This is a genomic window from Kitasatospora sp. NPDC042419 (genome assembly GCF_056437345.1).
The window spans coordinates 51,572-77,397 of record NZ_JBWKAW010000031.1 but is presented as its reverse complement, the minus strand read 5'-3'; the positions used below and the strand labels follow the sequence as shown (position 1 = coordinate 77,397).

The following is a 25,826-nucleotide window of genomic DNA, read 5'->3' as shown; positions in this document are numbered from 1 at the left end:
TGGGCGTAGAACCCCACCGCCGTTCCTGCCGGCGCGAACTCCCCCACTGCGGCTGGCGTCGCGGACGCGATCGACCCGGCGTCCACATCCACCGCACCCCTGGGCCGGCTGCCCCGGGCGGACACCGCCGCCCGCCCGTGTCACGGGCGCAGCGTAGGGCCGTGCCTTCACGGTCTGCGGCCGGCCCCGCGAGCCTCGTCCCGCTGTCCGGGGAGCATCCGTGAACATGTCCGGTCGGCTGCGGTGGGGCGGAACTCACCGGCGGGCGCGGGTGGTTCGGGCGGTGGGTCCGGTTCCGTGGTCGCTGGGGGCCGTGCTCCTCGGTGCTCTCCCGGGCGGCTAAGCCGGCCTGGCGGACCGCGTCGGGTCTGCCGGCTGGTTCTTCCTACGGGCGCGGTGACGGGTGGGGTGAGGGGCAGTCGGTGTCGTGGGCGGGGAGGGCGCCGTCGAGGAGGTAGCGGTCGACGGCGGCGTCCACGCAGGTGTCGCGGGGGGCGAACAGGCCCGCGTAGACGGTGTGGCGGAAGGCCCCGCGCAGGGTCACGAGCCGGGAGCCGGTCAGGGCGCGGTGGGCGGAGAGCTGGCCGGGGTAGGTGGCGGCCGGGTCGCCGTCGGCGCCGACCAGCAGGACCGGGACGGCGTTGCGCACCCGGGTGGGCGGTTCCGCGGGCTCGGCGGGCCAGAAGGTGCAGGGGGTGAGGTTGCGGGTGAGCGGGCCGAACAGCGGCTCGTCGGCGCGGTGGGCCTGGATGTCGCGGTAGTAGGCGAGCGGGTCGCGCGAGGCGGCGCGGTCCGCGCACATGATCGCGGTCTGCGCGGCGGCGTAGCCTCCGGTGTCGGGGGACGCCAGGCCGGTCAGCACCGCCTCCAGCAGCGCGGTCGGCCGGGCCGGGCGGCCCTCGGCGGCGTCGAGCAGGACGCGCGCCAGGGCGGAGAACTCCTCGTAGGCGGCGGCGTCGTCGCCGGCCGACACCGTCCACAGCACCTGCGGCAGCGCCCGGGCGTCGATGCGGTGGGCGCCGACCGCCAGCGGGGCGCGTTCGGCGGCCAGGCGCACCCGCTCGACCGAGGCCAGCACCTCGGCGGTGGTCGCGCCCAGGTGGTGGCGGTCGTCGTGGCCGGCCGTCCAGGCGGCCCAGGCGGTGAGCGCGGCCCCCATCGCGGGCCCCTGGGTGGCGGTCAGGTCGGGACCGAAGCGGTCCGGGTCCATGGCGGCGTCGAACACCGCCCGCCCCACCCGGTCGGGGAACAGTTGGAGGTAGACCTCGCCGAGGTAGCTCCCGTAGGACGAGCCGAGGTAGGCGATCGTCGGCTCGCCGAGGACGGCGCGCACCAGGTCCAGGTCCCGGGCGGTGTTGCGGGTGGAGGCGTGCGGCAGCAGGGCGCGGTACGGGGCGCAGCGGGCCGCGAGGTCCTTGGCGAGTTCGGCGGCCCGGTCGAAGCCGAGGCGGTCGGGGCCGGCCGCGCCGGGGCCGGCCGTCGGCCAGCCGCAGTCGAGGGGGGTGCTGGCGCCGACGAAGCGCGGGTCCATGCCGACGATGTCGTAGCGGGCGCCGAGGGCGGGGGCGGCCTGCCGCAGGGCGAGGGCGAGGCCGCGGACGGGGACGCCGGGGCCGCCGGGGTTGTAGAACAGGGTGCCCAGCCGGTGGGCGGGGTCGGTGGCGGGCAGCCGGGAGAGGGCGATGCTGAGCGTCCGTCCGTCGGGACGGCGGTAGTCGAGGGGGACGGTGACCTCGGTGCAGCGGGCGCCGGCGGCGTCGAGGTCGGCGCCGGCGGTGTCGTCCGGGCCGGTCGCGCAGGGGTGCCAGAGCGGCTGCCGGCCGCGCAGCGCGGCGAGCGGGTCGGCGGTGGCGGCCGGCGGGGCGAGCGGGTCGGCGGTAACGGTGGCGGCCGGCGGGGTGGTGCCGAGTGCCGGTGCGGCCGACGCGGTGAGGAGGGTCATGGCCAGCGCCGCCACAGCGGCGGCCGGCTTGGCGGCGCGGATCACGGTGTCTCCCCTGGGGTGCCTCGGTGGGCCGTCGGGGCGACGGTAGGCGCCCGCGGCGGCCGGGCGCGTCCACCGCCGGTACCGGCCTCCCCCGCCGAAGTGCCCCTGAGGATCTGCTACTTCAGGACCACCCGCGGCCGCGGACACGTTCTGCCGCTGGTTCGTCGAGCCGGCGCTCTACGCGTTCGGGCGCCGCAGGGTCATGACAGCATAGCTCGGCTGTCTCCGTACGGGCACGACCGCGGAGACAGCCGGTGCCCGGCGGGCCTGGTACTGCGCACATCTGCCACTACGCGCCGGCCGGTCACCGGCTTACGCGCCCGGCGGAAGTTGCGATCCGACCCTGGATGAAGTGGACGACGTGGTGAACCAGTGGCTGGAGTCGTCCGGTACCCGGCACGTGTGACCGCGATGCCTCGGGGAGCCACGACCAGGCCTGAGGGCCTCATGACCAGAGGGCCGTGGCGCAACTCCTCGGGCTTACGGGACAACCCTGAGGTTCCCCCGCCACCAGGCCGGATGGCCTTGGGCGGCGCGTCCCTGTCCCGGCTTGAGCAGCGGCGTTCCCGAGGCGATCGGATCGGTACACCACTGGTGTACCGGCGGTGTACGATCGCGGTATGGCTGATGCGACGATCAAGGTCTCCCCTGACACACGCGATCGGCTGGCCGCGCTCGCGGCGGCCCGCGGCACCACGATCGGCGCCCAGGTGGCCCTGCTGGTGGAGCAGCAGCCCACCGCGGAGCAGATCGCCGAGCGCGTCGCCGAGGGCCGCCGGCTGCTGCGGGAGCACTTCGGGATGACCCTCGCCGACACCGAGCTGGACCGGGGACCGGACCTGCTGCAGCGGGTCTACGACATCGCCGCGGCCGACGCGCGCGCCAGGGTCACCCCGAGGCGCAGCGCGTGATCATCCTGGATTCCAGCGCCCTGTCCGCGCTGGCCGACGGTCACCCGCGTCTGCACCGGATCGTGGACGCCGCCCTGCACAGCCCGTTCCAGCACCTGATGGTCCCGGTGCTGTGTCTGGTCGAGGCCGAGGTCAAGGACGGGGGCGCCGCGAACGCGGTCCTGGCGCTGCCCGCGATCGAGTTCGAGCCGCTGGACGCGACGACAGCCGTGCTGGTGGCGACCATGGTCCGCGACGGCTACGGGGGCCCGGACCTGGCCCACGCCATCGCCACGAGCCTGCCCACCCCGGCGCGCCCGCTGCAGCACCTGATCCTGACGGCCCGTCCGGAGCTGTACCCGCCCGGGATCGCCACCGTCGACATCGACGACCCCCGCCTGGAGCCGTAGGTGACGGGAGCGTTGGGGGACGGGCTCGACGTGGGCGAGGGCGCGCGCGTCCTCGCCCGGGAGATCCTGCCCGCCGCGCTGCGCGGGGCCGTGCCGCAGGAGCGGCCGCTCGTCCTGCCCTTCCGCAGGGGTGGGCCGACTCACCCCGCCGACGCGGCCGCCGCGGAGGCAGCGGCCTCGGGCGGCCGCGCCGACGGGGTGCGCCGGTGGGGGGAACCCACCCGTGCGGACCCGACCGCGCCCGCCTGACCGGCCTCGGATGTCGGCACCGCGTGCGCCCGGTGTCGGTCACCGTCCCCGTGGCGACTCGTGGCGCCACGAGGACGGGAACGACGCCGGCACGAGACCGCGGCCTGCGGGGAATCGCGTGACCGTCGGCCCCGGGGTCAGCAGAGGTGCCAGGGGCCCCAGCCGTCGCTCATGGTGCGGCACCAGAACTGGTAGTCGCCGCTCCAGGCGCCGACGCTGGACGGATTCGGCCAGGCCACTCCGTACTTCAGGTCGAACCCGGCGCCGCCCAGGCTTGCCCAGGGGGCCCAGGAGCTGCCGGCCGTGGTCTGGGCCGAGGTCCAGACGGCGTGGTCGGTGCCCAGCCCGGTGACCTCCTTCCGGCCGTCCGCCCACGTCACGACCGTGGTCTGGCTCCCGCACAGGAGCACCCGGGAGGGAGCGCCGTAGGGGAACGTCGCCGTGCAGCCGCTCACCCCGTCGTAGTAGCCCGGAGCGGCCCCCACCTCGATGTCCACGTAGTGGTTGGCCGTGGCGCTCGCGGGAGCGGCGAGGCCGAACATTCCGCCGACGGCGGCGAAAAGGAGCGCGATCAGACGTACCTTCGTCTTCAAGGTCCCACCCGTCCATTCACCCCGGGGAATCTCCTCCGGGAAGTCCGGATTCTGTCAGAGCTCCTTCGCTCCCCCGTACCCCGAGAGAGGTAATTGTGCAGGCCCCTCTCGGTGAATTTCGGACAGCGCCGAAACTTCGGAATCGGTTCGAAACCCTGACAGATCGGCACGGCGTCGAGAGGGGGGCGGCGCCGTGTCCGTCCGTTCTGCCGGGCATGGGGTCCGATGAGGGGATCCGTTGACCGGTCGGGCCGCCGGCGGCGGCCGTCCGGGGGTGCCGGACGGCCGCGGGCGGGGCCGGGGCGGCCGTCGCTACACGAGGCTCAGTGGTGCGGGCAGCGGGAAGACCAGCTTGCCGCCGCGGGAGAGGAACCGGGCCTCGCGCTCGATGAATCCCTCCCGGTAGACCCAGGGGAGCACCAGGAGCTGGTCGGGCCGCCGGGCGAGGGCGTCCTGTTCGGAGACGATGGGGATGCGGGTGCCCGGGGTGAAGCGGCCGTCCTTCTCCGGGCTGACCTCCCCGATGCACGGCAGGCTGTCCTCTCCGATGCCGCAGTACTGGAGGATCACGTTTCCCTTGGTGGACGCGCCGTAGCCCAGGGTCAGCTTGCCGTCCTTGCGCGAGGTGTCGAGGAAGTCGCGCAGGTGGTCGCGGTGTTCGCGGACGCGTTCGCCGAACGACTCGAAGGGCGCCATGGTGTCGAGCGCCAGTGCGGCCTCCCGGGCGCGCAGGCGGTTCAGCGCCGCCTCGTCGCGCCGGTGCCCGGAGCCCTGCCTGGCGAGGGTGACGCAGAGGCTGCCGCCGTACACCTCGGTGATCTCCGCCCGCACGACTTCGAGGCCGACGCGCTCGGCCATCCACTCGATCTGGCTGAGTGCGTAGTACTCCAGGTGCTCGTGGCAGATCACGTCGTAGGCGGTCGCTTCGAGCATGGCCGGGAGGTAGCTCATCTCCAGCATCCACAGGCCGTCGTCGGCGAGTGTCGCCTTCACGTCCCGCATGAACCCCAGCGGGTCGGGCAGGTCGTAGAACATGGCGATGGAGGTGATGACCTTGGCCCGGCGGGAGCCGTAGTGCGCGGCGAAGACCTCCCGGGAGAAGAAGTCCGAGACCAGGTCGATGTGGTCGGGGTAGAACTCGCGCCACTTCTCGCCGGTCGGATCGACGCCGACGAGGGTGCGGCCGTCCGCCGGGTACTCGGCCAGCAGGGTCCCGTCGTTGCTTCCGATGTCCAGGACCAGGTCGTCGGGTCCGATGTCGACGAGCTTGGTGAGCTCGTCGACCTTGCCGCGGAGATGGTTGATCATGAATGGGCGGATGCTCGACCGGTAGCCGTACTGGTCGCCGTACATCAGGCCGAGGTCGGCGGTGTTCCGGAGCTGGACGAGGCCGCATCCCTCCGGCGAGCACTTGACCAGGTCGAGCGGGGCGGTCGGCACGACTTCCGCGCGACTGCGGGGGAAGACGCCGGTCAGTGCCTGTTCTCCCAGATCCAGCACCTGAAGCAGTGTCCGATTGCCGCACACGCGGCACTCCGCGATGTTCATGACTACTTACCTCTCTTGCCTTCTTCGTGGGCTCGTCCTGGCCGTTCACAGGATCGGGCGACCCAGCGGTGTCGGGTGGGGCGGGTCTTGCCAGCGCGTTCGAGGAGCACGGGCCGGGAATTCACTGCGGATACCCCTTCGCGAACGACCATATTTCGCGGATCACATAGTCGATCATTTCCTCGGTCACACCGGGGTAAATGCCGATCCACAAGGTGTCGTTGGCGACCTTGTCACTGTTGGACAGGCTGCCGGATATCCGGTACTCGACGCGTTCGTAGGCGGGCTGGCGGGTGAGGTTTCCGCCGAACAGCAGCCGGGTGCTGATGCGTTTCGACTCCAGGTGGAACTGCAGGTCCCGGCGGGAGTACGGCGCCGAGTCCTGCACCGTCAGCGCGAACCCGAACCAGCTCGGATCACTGTTCGGGGCGGGTTCGGGCAGGACGAGGCCCGGCACGCCCTGCAGCCCCGACCTCATCCGGAGCCAGTTCGCGCGCCGGCTGTCGCAGAACTCCGACAGCCGCTCCAGCTGGGACAGCCCCAGGGCCGCCTGCAGATCGGTCGCCTTCAGGTTGTACCCCACGTGGGAGAACACGTACTTGTGGTCGTAGCCGGCGGGGAGCGTGCCGAACTGCCAGCCGAAGCGCTTGTTGCACCGGTCGTCCTCCCCCGGTTCGCACCAGCAGTCCCGCCCCCAGTCCCGGTAGGACTCGACGAGGCGCGCGAGTTCCATGCTGCCGGTCAGGACGCAGCCGCCCTCGCCCATCGTGAGGTGGTGGGCCGGGTAGAAGCTGACGGTGCTGAGGTGCCCGAAGGTTCCCGTCTTCTTGCCGCGGTAGACGGAGCCGACGGCGTCGCAGTTGTCCTCCACGAACCACAGCCCGTGCCGGTCGGCCAGCTCCCGGATCTCGGCGGCCTCGAAGGGGTTGCCCAGCGCGTGCGCGATCATGACGGCCTTCGTCCTGGGGCCGATCGCCGCCTCCACCAGCTGCGCGGTGGTGTTGTAGGTGTTCAGGTCGATGTCGACGAAGACCGGCACCAGTCCGTTCTGGATGATCGGGTTGACGGTGGTCGGGAACCCCGCCGCCACCGTGATCACCTCGTCGCCGCGGCGCAGCGCGCGGTCGCCCAGTTCCGGTGCGGTCAGGACCGACAGCGCCAGCAGGTTGGCCGAGGAGCCGGAGTTGGTCAGGTGGGCCTTGCGCAGTCCGAAGTAGCCGGCCAGGGCCCGTTCGAAGCGGATCGCGTAGCTGCCGGAGGCGATCCGCAGGTCGAGTGCCGCTTCGACCAGTGCCATCCGGTCCGCCGCCGTCAGTACGGCGCCCGAGGCCAGCACCCGGTTCTCGCCGGGTACCCAGGTGGATGCCCGGGCCTCGGCCGCGTCGTGGTAGTCGTTGACCAGTGCGAGGATCTCGTCCTTGAGGTTGTCGTTCATCGGGTACCTTCCGCGGGGCGGCCAGCAAGGGGTTGGGTCTGGCGCTCTCCGGCGGTCTGCCAGATCCAGCGCAGGGTCTCCGGTAGCGTCCGGGCGGCCGACCAGTCCAGGTGGCGCCGGGCCAGGGTCGGGTCGGCGATCTGCCAGCGTGCGGCCTGGGAGCGTCCGCCGCCCTCGGGTGGTGGGATCAGGTCGATCGTGAACTCCACTCCGCTGGCCGAGGCGAGGCCGTGGACCAGGTCGTAGGCGCTGCCGGGGCGTCCGGTGCCGAGGTTGAGGACCGGTACGCCCGTGAGCCGCCGTGACACGGTCGCGCGCAGGACCGCTTCCGCCAGGTCGCGGGCGTCGGCGTAGTCGCGGTGCTGTCCGAGGTCGAACAGGGTGAGGCGCGCGGGGTGTCCCTCGCGCCGTGCCCGGTCGAGCGTCCGGACGGTCCTGCCGAGCAGGCTGGCGGGCGACATGTTCGATCCGATGGCGTTGAAGACGCGCAGGACGACGACGTCCAGTGAGGCCTGTCGGGCGATCTCGAAGATCCTCCGGGTGCCGCGCAGCTTGGTCCGCCCGTACTCCGAGCGCGGTGCCTCGGGGCAGCTCTCGTCGGTGGCGCGGGGGTGGGGCAGCGGCCCGTACTCCAGTGAGGAGCCGAGGTGCACCAGCCGGGCGGTGCTGGCGAGGTCGGCCATCGCCAGCGCGAGTTGCTCCGGGAGGTCGGCGTTGGCCGCCCGGAGCAGGGTGGCGTCGTCGCGCCAGATCTCGCCGGCGGTGTTGACGACGGCGTCGGGGGTGTACCGGTCGATCATCGAGGCGAACCGGGCCCGCAGCGGAGCGCTGTCGTCGAGTTCGGCGACCTCGCAGCCCGCCGGTGCGGCGGCCGGCCGCCTGGTCACCACGGTGACGTCCGTGCCCGCCGTGGACAGCCTGTCGAAGACGTGCCGACCGAGGAATCCGGTGCCACCGATCAGAAGAACCTTGGTGGGCAGGGTCCCGGCGGGGGACTCCGAGGTCATCGCCTTCTCCATCCTCTTCGACTTGACGTGGCGCCCGCTGCGGACGGCCGGCGCGGACGGGGTGCTCCCGCCGGCGGGTCCGGTCGTGGTGCCGGCCGTTCTAGGGGACCTCGATCCGTACGGCGACGCGTTCCACGTCGGCGGTGATCCGGGCCTGGTGCCGGCTCGCCCGCGCGTGGTCGGGCGTGGTCGATCCCGTCAGCACCGCGTTCGCGAAGTACCGCACGACGTTGCCGAACTGGTCGTCCGCCGGGAGCGTGATCTCCTCGCGGTGGTCCTGGCGCTCGATGCGCAGCACCGGTTGCGACGACGGCGGTGGTGTGAACGCCCGGTCGAGCAGCAGCAGGCCGCTGCCGCCGGCGAACGCGCAGCCGGTTCGGTAGGAGTGCTCCATGCCGAAGGCCAGGTCGGCCGTCACTCCCCCGGGTGTGCGGGCGAGGACGCGTCCGGAGACCACGGCGCCGGTGCGGGCACGGACCCGCAGTACGGCGTGGAGCACTTCGAGAGCGGGGCCAAGGTAGTACAGCGCGGCGCGGATCGGGTAGATGCCCATGTCCAGCAGGGCGCCGCCGCCGATGTCCGGGCGGTAGCGCATGTTCTCGTCGGGCAGCGGCGGAATGGTGAACACGCTGGTGAAGTCCCGCAGTTCGCCGACGGCTCCGTCGGCGAGCAGGGTCCGGACCCGGGTGTGCTGCGAGTGGTGCGGGAAGGCGACGTTCTCCAGGAGCACCAGGCCGCGTGATTCGGCGAGCGCCAGCAGTTCGTCCGTGCTCTTCGCGTCCCCCGTCAGCGGTTTCTCGGCGAGCACGTGCTTGCCCGCCCGCAGCGCCTCGGCGACCCAGTGCGCGTGCAGCATCGCCGGCAGCGGTACGTAGAGGGCGTCGATGTCACGGGCGGCGAGAAGCTCTTCGTAGCCCAGTACCCGGGGGGCGCCGAAGGCCGCCGCGAAGCGCCTGCCCTTCGCCTCGTCGCGGCTCGCGACGGCGGCGACCTCGATGTCGGGGCAGGCGGCCATCGCCGGCAGGGTGCGGCGCCAGGCGATGTCCGCGCAGCCGAGGACGCCGACGCGCAAGGGACCTTGTTCTGCGGCCATGGGAGTCCTCGTCAGGAGGGGGTGGTCGGTGCGGGCGTCGCCGGCCCGTGGGCGGAGCGCCGCCGCAGGATGGAGTCCGCGATCTCGCCGCCGCGCACGGCGATGTTCGACAGGAGGGAGGAGGTGAGTCCGTGGGTGTGTTCGGTGCCGCCCTGGAGGTAGATGCCGCAGGACACATCGGGTGTGGTCACGAGCCGGTAGTCGCGGTCGACCCGGTACCTTCCCGAGCCGTCGCGCAGGCAGTGGCCGTCGAGTTCGCCGAGTACGCCGCTCGGGTCCATGGCGTCGTAGCCGGTGGCGAAGACGAGCGCGTCCACGTCGAGGTCCCGGGAGGCGCCGTCGAGCAGCGACTCCATGGAGAGGCGCGACTCGTTCCCCATCCGCTTGACGTTCGTGACCCGGGCCATGTTGAGGAGGTGCAGGCGCTTGGTCCCGCGCAGTTCCTCCATGTACAGGCGCTGGTACAGGTCGCGGATGACTTCGTCGTCGGCGACCGAGTAGTTCGTGTTCCTGTGGTAGCGCCAGAAGGCTTCCCGGGCGCGTTCCGTACCGAAGTAGTAGTCGTCGACCGCCGCGGCGTCGAACACCCGGTTGGCGAACGGGGTGTCGTCCGCGATCGAGTACCCGTAGGACGGGATGACCGCGTAGACCTGTGCGTGCGGAAGGCTGTCGTACAGGAACCTGGCGATCTCGGCCCCGCTCTGGCCGGCCCCCACGACCGCCACCTTCCTGAGGGTGTCGGGGCGGGCGCGCCTGAACCTCTCCAGGAATTCGGAGCTGTGCCAGACCCGTTCGTCGGATGCCACGCCGTCCGGCACCTGGGGGACGAGGCCGGTGGAGATCACGACGTTGCGGGCGGCGACGGTCCTGGTGGCGCCCGTGCCGCGGTCGCGCACGTCGACCTGCAGGTACTGGGCGGTCGTGTCGGCGCTCTGCGGGGGCAGTCGGATTCCCGCGACCTCCGTTCCGTAGGAGACCGGGCCGGCGAGCCGTGCCTGCGCCCAGTCCAGGTACTGGTGGAACTCCTCGCGGGTCGGGAAGAACGTCTGGGTGTTGATGAACGGTTCGAGCCGGCCGGAGGCGTGCAGGAAGGAGATGAATCCGAACCGCGACACCGGGTTGCGGAGGGTGGCCAGGTCCTTCAGGAACGACACCTGCATCGTCGCCGACGGCAGCAGCATGTTGCGATGCCAGCCGAACGAGGACTGCCGTTCGAAGAACGCGGCGGCGACCGGTCCCGCGGGGGAGGCCGCCCCGTTCTCTTCCAGAGCGATGGCGAACGCCAGGTTGGACGGCCCGAATCCGACGCCCACGACGTCGTATGTATCAGCTGCGTTGACACCCATGGAAACACTTCTTCCGCTAGCGTGGCTGCGACGTGACTGCCCGGATCCGTGTGCGATCCGGGAGCGGCTCCACCGCCCTCCGTGAACTTTTCGGCAAAGCCTCCGGCACCCACCCGGTCACCCGCAATCAAGCTTCCGGGAAATCACATTGCGGCGGGCCGTTCCACGGAGGTCTTTCGTGTTTGACTTCGGCCCTGCATGCTTGCGTAATCACGTTGCATTGAAGACCTGCGGTGCGTCAAGGTTGATAGCGTTGAGGGCTCCCGCAAGAGGCCCTGTCGGTCCGTCGGCTGTCCTGCCGACGGGACAGGAATCCGGCCATTCCGATGCCATGGCTGCTCGACTTCGAGGGGTGACAAATCCGCATGTTCGTTCCCCGCCACTACCGCGAACCCGAGGGTTCCTGGATGAGCGATCTGATCCGCGGCAATCCGTTGGCACTGGCGGTGACCAACGGCGGCGACGACGGCCCGTTCGCCACCCATCTCCCGGTCATCCCGGACCACGGTACGGTGATCGACTGGTCGCAGGACCCGAACGGCACCGTCCTGCTCGGGCACTTGAACCGGGCCAATCCCCACTGGCGTGCGCTGCGGACCGGCGACGCCGTCCTCCTGGTGTTCACCGGCCCGCACGGGTACGTGTCGCCCGCGGTGTACGACGTGACGCCGGCCGCACCGACCTGGAACTTCACCTCGGTGCACGTGCACGGTGTGATAGAGAAGGTCGACTCGATCGAGGAGACGCTCGAAGTCGTGCGGGCCACGGCACAGACCTTCGAGAGCAGTTTCGGTTCCGGGTGGGACCAGTCGGAATCGATCGACTATTTCCGCAGTATCGTTTCCGGTGTCGGGGCATTCCGCGTCACCGTGACAGGCGCCGAGGGCATGTTCAAGCTCAGTCAGGAGCAGCCCCCCGAGGTCCGCGAACGGGTGGAGCGGTCATTCGGTGAACGCGCCTGCGGCCGGCACCGGGAAACCGCGGAGCTCATGGGCCGGCTTCCCCGGAACGGCCAGACGAATAGGGCAGGTGGAGGAGCGGCATGACGCGTCCCACAGACCATGGTCCGCGGATATCGACGAGGGTCGCGGCGCTGCAGGGCAACAGCCTGGGCGAGATATTCCTCATGGCGCGCGAACGCCGGGGAATCGACATGGCGCTCGGCACTCCCGGATTCCCCGACACCGCCGTCGACATCATCGGGGCGGCCAACGACGCGATTCGCGCGGGGAAGAACCAGTACGTCTTCCCCCCGGGTGATCTGCGGCTGCGGGAGCACATCGCCGCCACCCTGCCGGTGGCGACCGACCCGCAGACGGAGCTGACCGTCACCGTCGGGGGCACCGAGGCCCTCTTCCTGGCCCTGCACGCGCTCGTCGATCCCGGCGACGAGGTCGTCCTGCTCGATCCCGGCTACGAGCAGTTCAGGTCGACGGTCGCCTTCGCGGGCGGCGTGCCCCGGCACGTCCCGCTGCACGCGCCCGACTGGCGGTTCGACCCCGACGAACTGGCCGCCGCCTTCAACTCCCGTACCCGCGTGGTCCTCCTGAACTCGCCCGGCAACCCGACGGGCCGTGTGCTGACCCGTCAGGAGCTGGACCTGATCGCCGGGCTGGCCGAGCGGTGGGACGCGACCGTCATCTGTGACGAGGTGTACAGCAGCTTCGTCTTCGACGGCCGGGAGCAGACCTCGATCGCCGAGGTGCCCGGCCTCGCGGAGCGCAGCGTGCTGGTCGGCTCGCTCTCCAAGAGCCATGCGATCAGCGGGTGGCGGCTCGGTTTCCTGCGGGCGGACGCGGCGCGCACCACGGCGATGCGGCGGGTGCAGGAACTCACCACCAACGGCGCCCCGGGTCCGCTGCAGCTGGCCGTGGGCCACGCGGCCGGCTCGGCGGACCTGGTGGTGGCGTCCGAGGAGATGAGCCGCCGGCGCGACCTCGCCCTGGAGATCTTCACGGGGATGGGCATGAAGATCGCTCCTCCGGAAGGGGGGTGCTTCCTGCTGGCGGACATCGGCCCGCTGACCGGGGGGCGTCTGGACGGCCGTGCCTTCACCCTCGAACTCCTCGACGCGACCGGGGTCGTGGTCGTGCCCGCGGCCCCCTCCTTCGCCGATCCCGTCCGCGGTGCGCAGTACGTGCGCATCGCGTTCAACCGGCAGTTCGAGCTGCTGCACGAGGTGGAGCGCCGAGTCCGCGGCTTCCGGCCCTCCGACCAGTGACGAGGTGTTCCCGATGATCGAATCCACGATCGACCAGTTGGGCCCGCTTCCCGACATCCTGCGCCCCGGTCCCGAGGACGTCGTGCGCGTGGTCGCCGGCACGGGCCACCCGTTCTGGCTCGTACGCGGCTACACGCTGGGGCGCTCGGTCCTCGCGGACAAGCGGTTCAGCCGGGCCGCCGCGCTGCGGCCCGGCGCCCCGGCGTTCAACGACGCCCAGCCGGCGGCGGATTCCATGATGAGCATGGACGGCAACCGGCACGCCCGGCTGCGGCGCCTGGTCAGCGGCGCGTTCTCCACCGGCCGGATGGCCAGGATGAGCGCCTTCGTGACGGACCTGACCGACCGTCGGCTGGACGCGATCGCGGAGATCGGCAACGGCGCCGACCTGATCGAGCACCTCGCCCGGCCGCTGCCGCTGTCCGTGCTGACCACCATGCTCGGCATTCCCGAGGAGGACACCGCCCGCTTCGGCGGGTGGGTGGACGTGCTCTTCGACCTGGAGGTCACCAGCCCGCGCGAGAAGGCCCGGCGCCGTATCCAACTCATCGAGTACATCACGGAGTTGCTGGACCGCAAGCGCCGCGATCCCCGCGACGACCTGCTCAGCGACCTGACCGTCGCGCAGGACGAGGGCGAGCTGTCCACGAACGAACTGCTCACCCTGGGGCTCACCCTGCTGATGGCGGGCTACGAGACCACCACCGGCCAGATCGGCCTCTCGCTGCTGGCGCTGCTGACCGACCGCGCCGCCTACGAGGAGCTCCTCGCGCACCCCGAGTACGCCGGGAACGCGACGGAGGAGCTGATCCGGCTGACCCCCGCCACCCCGCTGACCTTCGTGCGCATCGCCACCGAACCGGTGCGGCTGGGCGACGTCACCGTGCAGAAGGGCGAGGGCGTCGTGGTGGCCCTGCTCCACGGCAACCGCGACGCCGGGGTGTTCGCCGAGCCGGCGGCCATGAACCTCGACTCCGGGCGCGACTCCCCGCCGCTCACCTTCGGGCACGGCGTGCACCGCTGCCTGGGCGCACCGCTGGCGAGGCTCCAGCTGCGCATCGTCCTCGAACGGCTCCCGCGGCGCTTCCCGGCGCTGCGGCTGGCCGACGTTGCGGAACCGGTGGTCTGGAAGGACGGCCTGGGCATTCGCGGCCTGTCCCGGTTGCTGGTCGACTCCGAATGAGGGAAGGCATGTCAGTCACGGACACCCACGGGGTCCCCGGAGCGGACCCGACGAGCGACGGGCGGCGCGAACCGATCGCGATCGTCGGGATGGCCTGCCGCTTCCCCGGAGGCGTGACCTCTCCTGACGGCCTGTGGCAGCTGGTCGCCGACGGTGTGGACGCCATCGGCCCGTTCCCGCGCGACCGCGGCTGGGATCTCGACCGCCTCTTCCACCCCGACCCCGACCACCCCGGCACCTCCAGCACGCGCGAGGGCGGATTCCTCTACGACGCGGCCGAGTTCGACCCCTCGCTGTTCGGGATCAGCCCCCGCGAGGCCGTCCGGATGGACCCCCAGCAGCGGCTGGTCCTGGAAACCTGCTGGGAGGCCGTCGAGCACGCCGGCATCGACCCCACCGCGCTGCGCGACACCCGCACGGGCACCTACTGCGGCCTCATGTACGCCGAGTACGGGACCCACCGGAAGGAAGCGTTCGCCATCACCGGCAGGCTGCCGAGCGTGCTGTCCGGCCGGGTGGCCCACGCGCTGGGCCTCGTGGGTCCCGCGATGACCGTGGACACGGCCTGCTCCTCCTCGCTGGTGGCCGTCCACCTGGCCGCCCGGGCGCTGCGCGACGGCGAGTGCGACCTGGCCCTGGCGGGGGGCGCCACGGTCATGGTCAACGCGGCGCCGTTCGTGGAGTTCAGCCGTCAGCACGGCCTGGCGCCCGACGGCCGCTGCAAGGCGTTCGCCGCCACCGCCGACGGCACCGCCTGGTCCGAAGGCGTCGGCATGCTCCTGCTGGAACGCCTCACCGACGCCCACCGCCACGGCCACCACGTCCTCGCCGTCATCCGCGGCTCCGCCCTCAACCACGACGGCGCCGCCAGCGGCCTCACCGCCCCCAACGGCCCCTCCCAACAAGCCGTCATCCGCGCCGCACTCGCCGACGCCCACCTCACCCCCGACACCATCGACGCCATCGAAGCCCACGGCACCGGCACCGCCCTCGGCGACCCCATCGAAGCCCACGCCCTCCTCGCCACCTACGGCACCCACCGCAACCCCCGACACCCCCTCCACCTCGGCACCCTCAAATCCAACATCGGCCACACCCAAGCAGCAGCCGGCGTCGCCGGCATCATCAAAATGACCATGGCCATCCACCACGGCCAACTCCCCAAAACCCTCCACACCGACCAACCCTCACCCCGCATCGACTGGACCCGAGGACACCTCAAACTCCTCACCCACACCCAACCCTGGCCCCACCACGACCACCCCCGCCGAGCCGCCGTCTCCTCCTTCGGCCTCAGCGGCACCAACGCCCACCTCATCCTCGAACAACCACCCCAACCCCCCACCCCCAACACCACCACCGACGAGGGCAGGGACGACGACGGCAAGGACGGGTCCTTTCCGTGGCTGCTGTCCGGGCAGACCGAAGGGGCGCTGCGTGCCCGGGCCGCGCAACTGCACAACCACCTCACCGCCCGCCCGGACCTGAGCGTCGCCGACGTCGGCCACTCCCTGGCCACCACCCGCACCACCACCCACACCCACCGCGCCGCCGTCCTCGCCACCGGGCGCACCGAGGCCCTGCGCGGCCTCGAAGCCCTGGCCCAGGGGCACGCCGCGCCCCAGGTCCTCACCCGCACGGCCGCCGCGGCCCCCGGCGCGACCGCGTTCCTCTTCCCCGGCCAGGGCAGCCAGTACCCCGGTTGCGGCCGCGACCTCCACGACCGCTTCCCCGCCTTCGCCCGCGCCTTCGACGAGGCCTGCGCCCATCTCGACGCGCACCTCGAACACGCCCTCAAGGACGTCCTGTTCGCCGCGCCCGGCACCCCCGAATCCGCGCTGCTCGACCGGACCGCCTACACCCAGCCCGCCCTCTTCGCCCTCGAAGTCGCGCTCTTCCGGCTCCTCGAACACCACGGCGCCGCCCCCGACCTGCTGCTCGGCCACTCCGTCGGCGAGCTGGCGGCCGCCCACGTGGCGGGTGTCCTCGACCTGGCGGACGCCTGCACCCTCGTCGCCCACCGGGGCCGCCTGATGCAGTCCGCTCCGGCGGGCGGGCGCATGGTGGCCGTCGAGGCGAGCGAGGAGGAGATGCTCCAGGCCTTGGCCCCCTACGGCGGCCGGCTGGACCTCGCGGCCGTCAACGGGCCGCGGGACGTGGTCGTCACGGGCGACGCCGACGCCGCCGCCGAGCTCGCGCAGGCGTGGCGCGCCAGGGGCCGCAGGACCACCGGGCTGAAGGTCAGCCACGCCTTCCACTCCCCCCACATGGACGCTCTGCTGGAGGACTTCCGGGACGTCGCCGCCCGGGTGGCCTTCCACGAGCCCCGCATACCGGTCGTCTCCGATCTCACCGGCCGCCTCGCCACCGGGGCGACGCTGACGGACCCGGACTACTGGGCGCGCCAACTGCGCGGCACCGTCCGCTTCCACGACGGCGTGCGCTTCCTCGAATCCCGCGGCGTCACCGAGTACGTCGAACTGGGCCACGGGGTGCTGTCCGTCCTGGCGCGCCGCGGCCAGGACCCCGACTCCCCGGGCGTCGTGACCCCCGTGCTGCGCCGCGGCCAGGACCCCGCCGCCACCGTCGCCACCGCCCTCGCCCGGCTCGCCCTGAACGGCGCCCGCCTGGTCCCGGGCGAGTCCTTCCCCGGCGGGCGCCGGATCGCGCTGCCCACCTACCCCTTCCAGCGCCGGCACTACTGGCTGGACGCCCCGGCCGCGGGCGACGGCGCCGCCCGCTCCCACCCGGTACTCGACGAGGCCCTGGAGCCCGCCGACGGCAGCGGGCTGGTGTTCACGGGCCGTCTCGACGCCGAGGACACGCCGTGGCTGGCCGACCACACCGTCGCCGGGACCCCGGTGCTGCCCGCCGCGGGCATCGCGGAGCTCGCCCTGAGCGCCGCCCGCCGCGCCGGTGCGCGGCAGGTGGCCGAACTCACCCTGGAACAGGTCCTGCCGGTCGCCCGGCCCACCGACATCCAGCTGATCGTCGGCGCCCCCGACGAGGACGGCGTCCGTTCGCTCACGCTCTACTCCCGCCCGGCGCAGGCCCACGACGCCGCGTGGACGCGGCACGCCACCGGAACGCTGTCGGCCGCGGAAGCGGCGGACGTGCCCGAACTCCCCTCGTGGCCGCCGCCCGGGGCCTCACCGGTGGCGGTCGACGACCTGTACCCGCGGCTCGCGGAGCGCGGCTACGCCTACGGCTACACCTTCCGGGGGCTGCGCGAGCTGTGGCGCGACGGCGGCGATCTCTACGCGGTGGTGGCGCCGCGTGCGAAGGCGAGCCGTGACGGCTTCCGGCTGCATCCCGCCGCCCTGGACGCGGCCCTGCACGCGCTGGCCGCCGCCGACGGGGGCGAGTCCCGGCTCCTGGTGCCCTTCGCGTGGCGCGGCCTGACCCTGCACGGGCCCGGCGACGGCCCGCTCCGGGTCCGGCTGCGGCGCGGCGCGGACGACTCCTGCTCCCTGTTCGTCGCCGACGACACGGGCGCGCCGGTCCTCAGCGCGGAACGGCTCGTCCTGCGCGAGCTCAAGCCACCCGCCCGTTCCTCGGCGGACGGCGCCGCGCTGCTCGCCCTGGACTGGACCGATCCCGCTCCCGGCACACCGCCGCTGAGCGGCTCGTCCTGGGCCGCGGTGGGCCCGGGCGCCGAGGCGCTGGCCGACCTCGTGCGGGCGGACGCAGCACCGCCGCGCGTGCACGCCGGCCTGGACGGCCTGCTCCGCTCCGCCGGCGAGGGCGCCGCGCTCCCCGAGGTCGTCCTCGCGTTCGTCACGCCTCCCCCGCCCGGCGGCCCCGAGCCGGCCGGGACCGCCGGGGCCGGCGCCCACGAGGTCCTCGGCCTCCTGCGGCAGTGGCTCTCCGACAGCCGGGCGGCCACCGGCAGGCTCGCCCTGGTGACCCGGGACGCGGTGTCCGTCCCCGGCGACACCCGCTGCGACCCGGCGCACGCCGCGGTGTGGGGCCTGGTGCGCGCCGCGCAGTCGGAACACCCCGGGCGGTTCACCCTGATCGACAGCGACGGCGCCCCGCAGTCCGTGCGCGCCCTGCTCACCGCCGCCGCCTCGCGGGAACCCCAACTCGCCGTCCGGGGCGGCCGCGTCCTCTCACCGCGCCTGCTCCCGCACCGGCCCTCCCCCTCCGGGCGCGCCCCGTTCGACCGGCACAGCCGCGTCCTGGTCACCGGCGGCCTGGGCGCCCTGGGGCGCCTCGTCGCCCGTCACCTGGTGGACCGCCACGGCGTGCGGCAGCTGGTGCTCCTCGGGCGGCGCGGCCCGCACACACCCGGCGCGGCGCAGTTCGCCGCCGACCTGGAGAGCGCCGGCGCGCGGGTGACGGTCGCGGCGGCCGACGCCGGGGACCGCGCCGCCCTGGCCGCCGTCCTGGACGGCCTCGACCGGCCCCCCACCGCGGTGGTGCACGCGGCCGGCGTCCTCGACGACACGCTCGTGCAGCGGCTGACCCCCGAGCGCCTGGACGCCGTCCTGCGGCCGAAGGCCACCGCGGCCCTCCACCTCCACGACCTGACCCGGCATCTGGACCTGTCCGCGTTCGTCCTGTTCTCCTCCTTCTCCGGCACCCTCGGACTGCCGGGCCAGGGCAACTACGCGGCGGCCAACGCCTACCTCGACGCGCTGGCGCTCAAGCGCCGTGCCGAAGGGCTGCCGGCCACGTCACTGGCCTGGGGACTGTGGGCCACCGGGGACGGCCTCGGCAGCGACCTGGGCACGACGGAGCTGCGGCGCCTGGCCCGCCACGGAGCCGCGGCGCTGTCGGAGGAGGACGGCCTGGCCCTGTTCGACGCCGCCGTCGCGGACACCGCGCCCGTCCTGCTGCCCGCCCGGCTCGACACGCGGGAACTGACGGCGCAGTCGGCCCCGCCGCTCCTGCGCGCGCTCGTTCCCGCCGACGCGCGCTCCCACCGCCCGCTGCCCGCCCCGCCGGTCCCGGGCGCGGCCGCCGCGCTGCGCCGCCGACTGGCCGACGCCCCCCGTACGGCGCGCCACCACCTCCTCCTGGAGGCGGTGCGCGCCGAGGTGGCCGCCGTCCTGGAGCTCTCCGGCCCCGATCAGGTGCCGGCCGGCGCACGCTTCCAGGACCTGGGCGTCGATTCCCTGACCGCGCTCGAACTGCAGCAGCGGATCACCTCGGTGACGGGTGTCCGACTGGCCTCGACGGCGGTCTTCGACCACCGCAGCCCCGCCGCCCTCGCGGATCGCCTGGCCGCGGAACTCGCCGCCGGGAACGGCGAGGATCAGGGCCCGGCGGAGCCCGGCCCCGAACCGCCGTCCGAGGACGCCTCGCTGGACACGATGAGCGCCGAGGAGCTGGTCCGCCTGGCCCTGGGGGCGGACCGCAGTGAACGCACCCCGACGAGGATCGACGGAGAGTCCCGATGACGGCATCGCACGACGAACTGGTCGACGCACTGCGGGCGGCCCTGAAGGACAATCAGCAGCTGCGTGCCGCGGCCGCGAAGGCCCAGCAGGACGGCGGCCCGATCGCCATCGTCGGGATGGCCTGCCGCTACCCCGGCGGGGTCGCGTCCCCGCAGGACCTGTGGCGGCTGGTGACGGACGAGCGCGACGTGATCGGGCCGTTCCCCGAGGACCGCGGCTGGGACCTGTCCTCGCTGTACGACCCGGACGCGGAGCGGCCAGGGACGTCGTACGTCAGGGAGGGCGGTTTCCTCGACGACGCCACGGGCTTCGACGCCGAGTTCTTCCGGATCTCACCGCGCGAGGCGCATGCGATGGACCCGCAGCACCGGCTGCTGCTGGAGACCGCGTGGGAGGCGTTCGAGAACGCGGGCATCGTCCCGGCGGCGCTGCACGGCAGCCGCACGGGCGTGTTCGTCGGCACCATGTACGACGACTACGGCTACCGGGTCCTGCCGTCGCCGGCCGAGTACGAGGGCTTCATGGCCCTGGGCAGCGCGAGCGGCTTCGCCTCCGGGCGCATCTCCCACACCTTCGGGTTCGAGGGTCCCGCGATGACCGTGGACACGGCCTGCTCCTCCTCGCTGGTGGCCGTCCACCTGGCCGCCCAGGCGCTGCGCCGGGGCGAGTGCGACCTGGCCCTGGCGGGGGGTGCGACGACCATGGCGACTCCGGTGTCGTTCGTGGAGTTCAGCCGTCAGCACGGCCTGGCGCCCGACGGCCGCTGCAAGGCGTTCGCCGCCACCGCCGACGGCACCGCCTGGTCCGAAGGCGTCGGCATGCTCCTGCTGGAACGCCTCACCGACGCCCACCGCCACGGCCACCACGTCCTCGCCGTCATCCGCGGCTCCGCCCTCAACCACGACGGCGCCGCCAGCGGCCTCACCGCCCCCAACGGCCCCTCCCAACAAGCCGTCATCCGCGCCGCACTCGCCGACGCCCACCTCACCCCCGACACCATCGACGCCATCGAAGCCCACGGCACCGGCACCGCCCTCGGCGACCCCATCGAAGCCCACGCCCTCCTCGCCACCTACGGCACCCACCGCAACCCCCGACACCCCCTCCACCTCGGCACCCTCAAATCCAACATCGGCCACACCCAAGCAGCAGCCGGCGTCGCCGGCATCATCAAAATGACCATGGCCATCCACCACGGCCAACTCCCCAAAACCCTCCACACCGACCAACCCTCACCCCGCATCGACTGGACCCGAGGACACCTCAAACTCCTCACCCACACCCAACCCTGGCCCCACCACGACCACCCCCGCCGAGCCGCCGTCTCCTCCTTCGGCCTCAGCGGCACCAACGCCCACCTCATCCTCGAACAACCACCCCAACCCCCCACCACCAACACCACCGACGAGGGCAGGGACGACGACGGCAGGGACGAGGGGGCGGCGCCGCTGCCGGTCGTCCCGGTCCTGCTGTCCGGGCACAGTCCGGCCGCGCTGCAGGCCCAGGCCCGCCGGGTCCTCGACGCCCTGACCGCGGCGCCGTCCGCCCCCGCGGACCTCCTCGACCTCGGCTTCTCCCTCGCCACCACCCGCAGCCACCTCGCGCACCGCGCGGTCCTGCTCCCGCGCGGGCGAGGCGACCTGCTCGACGGGCTGCACGCGCTGGCGGCGGATCCGGACGCGGCCGCGGCCGTGCGCGGCCGGGCCGCCGAGGGGCGCACCGCCCTGCTGTTCTCCGGGCACGACCTGCGCCGGCCCGGCACGGGCCGGGAGCTGTACCGGACCTTCCCGGCCTTCGCCCGCGCGTTCGACGCCGCCTGCCGCGCACTCGACGCCCACCTGGACCGGCCCCTGCGCACCGTCCTGTCCGACTCCGGGAGCGCCCTTCCCGACCACCCCGACCACCCCGAGCACGCCCGGCTCGCGCTCTTCGCCTACCAGGTGGCCCTGTTCCGTCTGCTGGAGTCCTGCGCGGTGGCGCCCGCGGCCGTCATCGGCCACGGCGTCGGCGCGGTCGCCGCCGTCCACGCCGCCGGCGTGCTCTGCCTCGCCGACGCGGCCGAACTGGCGGTGGCCCACGGCCGGTCGACGAACGGGCCGGCGGGAAGCGTGGCGGCGGCCGTGAAGAACCTGAACTTCCGGGAGCCGGAACTCACGGTGGTCTCGGGCCTCACCGGACAGGCGATGCGGGAGGACGAGTTCGCCGACCCCGAGCACTGGGCCCGCCAGGCCCTCGATCCGTTCCGCTTCGAGGACGGCCTGCACGCGCTGGGCGCCCTGGGCTGCAACCGGCTGGTGGAGGTCGGCCCGTCGGGCGAACTCACCGACCAGGCCGCCGGCCGCCCGGCCGGCCGGGGCGCGGCGACGGCGATCGCGGCGCAGCGCGGCCAGGAGCCGGAGGCCACCGCTGTGGTGGCCGCGCTGGCGCGGCTGCACGCGGCCGGCGCCGACATCGACTGGGCGGCCGTGTTCGCCGGTCGAGGTGCCCGTCGGGTCGCGCTGCCGACCTACGCGTTCCAGCGGCGCCGCTACTGGATCGAGGCGCCGCAGCGCGCGGCTGTCCGCCCGGCCGGGATCACCGATCTCGACCACCCGGTGCTGGCGGCCGCGACGGAGGTGCCGGCGCCGGACGGGGTGATGTTCACCGGACGGCTCTCGCAGGCCACGCTCCCCTGGCTGGCCGACCACCGGGTGGCCGGCAGGACGCTGCTGCCCGGTGCCGCCGTGCTGGACGCCGTGGTGGTCGCCGCCCGTGTGACGGGCGGGGACACGGTGGAGGAGCTCGTCCACGAGGAGGCGCCGGCCGTGCCGGACGGCGCGGAGTTCGACCTGCGGGTCTTCGTCGCGGCGGCCGACGCCGACGGCCGCAGCGCCGTCACCGTGCACGCCCGCCGGGCGGACACCGGGCAGGCGGCCTGGGTCCGGTGCGCGCACGGCACCGTCGCCCGGCACGGCACCGTCGCCCGGCTCGGCCCGGAGTCCGGCGCCGAGGCGCGCCGCAGCCTGCCCGCGGGGGCCGCGCCCGTGGGGGCCGAGCCGCTCGACGTGCCGCCCCGTGAGCTCTACCGTGCGCTTGCGGAGCGGGAGTTGGTGTACGGGCCGGCGTTCCGCGCGGTGGGTGCGATGTGGAGGTCCGGTTCGCAGATCGTCGCCGATGTGGCCCTGCCGGGCGGGGTGCGGACCGGCTCGCACGCCCTGCACCCCGTGCTCCTGGACGCCGCCCTGCACCCGCTCGCCGTCGAGGGCGGTGCGGGTCCCGGGATGCTCCCGCACATCTGGCGGGACGTGCGGGTGGAGGCCGGCGCGGGCGCCGCGGCCCGGGCGCGGGCGCGTCTGACACCGGTGGGGCCCGGCGTGGTCTCGGCCGAGCTCACCGGTCCCGACGGCGGGCCGCTGGCCTCGATCGGCTCCCTCGTCCTGCGGCCGGTTGCGGCCGCGGGTGCCGGTCCCGGCGGCGGGCAGGAGGCCGACGGCCTCCTGGTGCCGCGCTGGACACCGGTCCTCGGGCCTGCCGGCGCCGCGGGGGGCGAGCCGTGGAGCGGCCTCGCCGAGGCGCTCGCCGCGGGTGGGGCGGCCCCGCGGACGGTCGTGCTGACGTGCCGCGGCGACGGGGCCCAGGGACCGGCGGCCGTCCGGGAGACCCTGCTGGAGGTGCTGGACGCGGCCCGGGGATTCCTGGGTGACGGGCGGTGGCAGGACTCCCGGCTGGTGGTGGTCACCCGTGGCGCGGTCGCCGTGGAGGGCGAGCGGGACCCCGGCGCCCGGCCCGCCCACCGCGCCGTGTGGGGGCTGGTCCGGTCCGCGCAGGCCGAGTACCCGGGCCGGTTCGTCCTGCTCGACGAGGACGGCGCCGCCGCCTCCCGTGAGGCGTTCGCCGCCGCGCTGGCCACCGGCGAGAGCCAGCTCGCGCTGCGTGAGGGATCCGCCTACCGGCCGACCCTCGGCGGCGGCGCCGACGCCGCGGTCCCCGGGGGTTCCTGGGACCCGGCGAGGGCGGTGCTGATCACCGGTGGCCTCGGCTGGCTCGGCCGGATCACCGCCCGGCACCTGGTGGAGCGGCACGGTGTGCGGCAGCTGGTCCTGGTGGGGCGCGGTGCGCCCGGCCCCGACGCGGAGCGCGTCATCGCGGACCTGCGGGACCTCGGTGCCCGGGTCCGCACGGTGGCCTGTGACGCCGCCGACCGCGAGGCGCTGGCCGGGGTGCTGGAGCGGCTCGCCCGCGCCGGTGTCCGCATCGGCGGGGTCGTCCATGCCGCGGGTTTCCTCGAAGGCGCCCTGCTGGCCGACCTGACGGCCGACGGCCTCGAACGGTCGCTGCGTCCCAAGGTCGACGCGGCCCTCCACCTGCACGAACTGACCGCCGGCCTGGACCTGTCCGCGTTCGTCGTCTACTCCTCGATCGCCGGCACGCTCAACTCGGCGGGGCAGGGCGCCTACGCCGCCGCGAACGGGTTCCTGGAAGGCCTGATGGAGCAGCGGCACGCCGCCGGCCTGCCCGGGGTGGCCGTCGTGTGGGGTCAGTGGGACGTGTCGGGGGGTATGGGCAGCACCCTCACGAACGCCCAGATCGACCGCATGGCCCGGGCCGGTGTCCTGCTGATACCCGTCGAAGCGGGGCTGCGGTTCCTCGACGCGGCGGTGCACGGGCGTGAGCCGGTGGCCGTGGCGGGGCGCTGGGACCGCGAGGCGCTGGCCGTGCGGTACCGCGGCGGCACCCTCCCGCGGATCCTGGAGTCCCTGCTGCCCGCCGGCGCCGGGGAGCCGGGGGCCGGGCGGCGTCCGTCCTCGGCCGCGCCGGCGCACGACCCCGGGGACACCGCGGCCCCCGGGGGCACCGCGGCCGCGGACGGCGCGGGCACGGTGCTGGAGCGGCTCCTCGCCGAGGTCGCCGCGGTGCTCGGCCACGCCTCCGCCGACGCGATCGACCCGGACGTCGCGTTCGACCACGTCGGCATGGACTCGCTGGGAGCGGTGGAGCTGAGCAACCGGCTGACGGCCACCATGGGGCTGCGCCTTCCGGCCACCTTCGTCTTCGACTGGCCGACCCCCCGGCTCCTGGCCGAGGTCCTCGGCCAGGAGCCGCCGTCCGACGGACGGACCACCACCGAGAACGGGAACGGAGCCCCGACGCCATGACCGAGCACACCCCCACCGCCGCCCCTGGCGGGCCGACGAGCGCGTCCGACCTGGTGCGGGAGATCTACCTGGCGGGCCCCGACGGCCGCAAGGGCCGGCTCACCACCGATCTCACGGCGTTGGAGGAAGCGGCCCGTGCGGTCCTCGCGCCCGAGGTGGCCGGCTTCGTGGTCGGCGGCGCCGGGACCGGAGCCACGGGGCGCGCCAACCGGGACGCCTTCGGGCAGTGGCGGCTCCTGCCCCGGGCACTGCGCGGCGTCACGCGGCGCGACCTGGGCGTGGACCTCCTCGGCCAGTTCCTGCCCGCGCCGGTCCTGTTGGCGCCGATCTCGGCGCAGAGCGTGGTGCACCCCGAGGGTGAGCTCGCCACGGTCCGGGGCGCGGCCGACGCCGGGCTGCCGTTCGTGCTGTCCTCCTACTCCTCGCACAGCCTGGAGGAGGTCGCCGCGGCGGCCGGGCCGGGGCCGCGCTGGTTCCAGCTGTACTGGCCCTCGGACGACGAACTGGCCGCCTCGCTGGTGCGCCGGGCCGAGGCGAGCGGCTACACGGCGCTGGTCCTGACCGTGGACAATCCCTCCGTCGGCTACCGGCCCGCGGACCTCGACCACGGCTACCTTCCGCTGATTCGCGGCACCGGGCTCGCCAACTACACGAGTGATCCCGTGTTCCGGGCCGCGCTGGCGCCGCAGGCCGGCCCCGAGGCGGTCGTCAGGCACTGGGCCCGGGTCAACGGCAACCCGTCGCTGACCTGGGAGCGGCTGAACCGGCTGCGCGAGTGGACCGGGCTTCCGCTGCTCGTCAAGGGGGTCCTGCACCCCGAGGACGCGGTCCTCGCGGTGGCCAACGGGGCGGACGGCGTGATCGTCTCCAACCACGGGGGGCGGCAGCTGGACGGCGCGGTGGCCTCCCTCGACTGCCTGCCCGCGGTGCGGGCCGCGGTCGGCGCCGCCGTCCCCGTGCTGATGGACTCCGGTGTCCGCACCGGCACGGACGTCGCCAAGGCCCTGGCGCTCGGCGCGGACGCCGTCCTCCTCGGCCGGCCCTACCTGTACGGGCTGGCGCTCGACGGGCGTGCCGGGGTGCGGCACGTGCTGCGGTGCCTGCTCGCCGAGCTCGACGTGGCGTTGACGCAGATCGGCTGCGGCGGCGTCCGGTCCCTCGGTCCGGAGCTGCTCGCCGCGGCGGGGCCGCTGGGCGGGCCGCGGCCGTGGGCGCCCGGGGACCGCCGGTAGTGCGTCGTCGGGTCGGGTGATCCCGCCCGGTGGTGGGCCCGTGCCCGCCGCCGGGCGGTCGGCGTTGCGCCGGGCGCGGGGCGCGGGGGTTC

At 73.8% G+C, this 25,826-nt stretch carries 15 protein-coding genes and 1 pseudogene; 9 read left to right on the top strand and 7 right to left on the bottom strand.

Annotated features, from left to right (window positions below; genetic code table 11):
* Positions 1-385: 385 nt before the first annotated feature.
* The gene (locus AC067J_RS36585; protein ID WP_478306750.1) at positions 386-1,987 is read right to left on the bottom strand and encodes an alpha/beta fold hydrolase; all 1,602 of its coding nucleotides are present in this window, start codon (positions 1,985-1,987) and stop codon (positions 386-388) included.
* 620 nt (positions 1,988-2,607) lie between these two features.
* Between AC067J_RS36585 and AC067J_RS36580 the strand changes: the two genes are divergently transcribed.
* From AC067J_RS36580 to AC067J_RS36570, 3 genes are read left to right on the top strand one after another with little or no spacing between them, the layout of a single operon-like run.
* Positions 2,608-2,898, top strand: coding sequence for a hypothetical protein (locus AC067J_RS36580; RefSeq protein ID WP_478306748.1), 291 nt, complete (start codon positions 2,608-2,610; stop codon positions 2,896-2,898).
* Positions 2,895-3,287 (top strand): PIN domain-containing protein, encoded by a 393-nt coding sequence (locus tag AC067J_RS36575; protein WP_478306746.1) that lies wholly within the window; start codon positions 2,895-2,897, stop codon positions 3,285-3,287. The genes AC067J_RS36580 and AC067J_RS36575 overlap by 4 nt, the downstream gene beginning before the upstream one ends.
* Positions 3,288-3,536, top strand: a complete 249-nt coding sequence (locus AC067J_RS36570) for a hypothetical protein (RefSeq protein WP_478306744.1) — start codon at positions 3,288-3,290, stop codon at positions 3,534-3,536. It begins immediately after the preceding gene.
* A gap of 137 nt (positions 3,537-3,673) precedes the next feature.
* Here AC067J_RS36570 and AC067J_RS36565 read toward each other — a convergent pair whose 3' ends face one another.
* The 6 genes from AC067J_RS36565 to AC067J_RS36540 form a co-directional block, all read right to left on the bottom strand.
* Positions 3,674-4,129 carry a DUF8189 domain-containing protein gene (locus AC067J_RS36565; protein ID WP_478306742.1) on the bottom strand — a complete coding sequence of 152 codons (456 nt, stop codon included), beginning with the start codon at positions 4,127-4,129 and terminating at the stop codon, positions 3,674-3,676.
* Between the two features lie 312 nt (positions 4,130-4,441).
* Complete coding sequence (locus AC067J_RS36560) at positions 4,442-5,677, bottom strand: class I SAM-dependent methyltransferase (protein ID WP_478306741.1); 1,236 nt, start codon at positions 5,675-5,677, stop codon at positions 4,442-4,444.
* A gap of 121 nt (positions 5,678-5,798) precedes the next feature.
* Positions 5,799-7,112, bottom strand: a complete 1,314-nt coding sequence (gene rfbH, locus AC067J_RS36555) for a lipopolysaccharide biosynthesis protein RfbH (RefSeq protein WP_478306739.1) — start codon at positions 7,110-7,112, stop codon at positions 5,799-5,801.
* Positions 7,109-8,119: an NAD-dependent epimerase/dehydratase family protein gene (locus tag AC067J_RS36550; protein ID WP_478306737.1), complete on the bottom strand. Its 1,011-nt coding sequence runs from the start codon at positions 8,117-8,119 to the stop codon at positions 7,109-7,111. The genes rfbH and AC067J_RS36550 overlap by 4 nt, the downstream gene beginning before the upstream one ends.
* A gap of 100 nt (positions 8,120-8,219) precedes the next feature.
* Positions 8,220-9,212, bottom strand: coding sequence for a Gfo/Idh/MocA family protein (locus AC067J_RS36545; protein ID WP_478306735.1), 993 nt, complete (start codon positions 9,210-9,212; stop codon positions 8,220-8,222).
* A gap of 11 nt (positions 9,213-9,223) precedes the next feature.
* Complete coding sequence (locus AC067J_RS36540; RefSeq protein ID WP_478306734.1) at positions 9,224-10,558, bottom strand: lysine N(6)-hydroxylase/L-ornithine N(5)-oxygenase family protein; 1,335 nt, start codon at positions 10,556-10,558, stop codon at positions 9,224-9,226.
* A 365-nt stretch (positions 10,559-10,923) separates the two neighbouring features.
* Between AC067J_RS36540 and AC067J_RS36535 the strand changes: the two genes are divergently transcribed.
* The 6 genes and pseudogenes from AC067J_RS36535 to AC067J_RS36510 all read left to right on the top strand — a co-directional run bounded on the left by AC067J_RS36535 (position 10,924) and on the right by AC067J_RS36510 (position 25,734).
* Positions 10,924-11,604 (top strand): FMN-binding negative transcriptional regulator, encoded by a 681-nt coding sequence (locus AC067J_RS36535; protein ID WP_478306732.1) that lies wholly within the window; start codon positions 10,924-10,926, stop codon positions 11,602-11,604.
* A complete protein-coding gene (locus AC067J_RS36530; RefSeq protein WP_478306730.1) occupies positions 11,601-12,779 on the top strand; it encodes a pyridoxal phosphate-dependent aminotransferase in 1,179 nt (392 codons plus the stop codon). Before AC067J_RS36535 ends, AC067J_RS36530 begins: the two co-directional genes overlap by 4 nt.
* 13 nt (positions 12,780-12,792) lie before the next feature.
* On the top strand, positions 12,793-13,962 hold the full coding sequence (locus AC067J_RS36525; protein ID WP_478306728.1) for a cytochrome P450: 1,170 nt from the start codon (positions 12,793-12,795) through the stop codon (positions 13,960-13,962).
* A gap of 65 nt (positions 13,963-14,027) precedes the next feature.
* A pseudogene (locus AC067J_RS36520) lies at positions 14,028-19,367 on the top strand (type I polyketide synthase); the annotation flags it as partial.
* Positions 19,364-24,502, top strand: coding sequence for a type I polyketide synthase (locus AC067J_RS36515; protein WP_478306727.1), 5,139 nt, complete (start codon positions 19,364-19,366; stop codon positions 24,500-24,502). The pseudogene AC067J_RS36520 and the gene AC067J_RS36515, both read left to right, overlap by 4 nt.
* On the top strand, positions 24,499-25,734 hold the full coding sequence (locus tag AC067J_RS36510; RefSeq protein WP_478306725.1) for an alpha-hydroxy-acid oxidizing protein: 1,236 nt from the start codon (positions 24,499-24,501) through the stop codon (positions 25,732-25,734). Before AC067J_RS36515 ends, AC067J_RS36510 begins: the two co-directional genes overlap by 4 nt.
* Positions 25,735-25,826 lie beyond the last annotated feature (92 nt).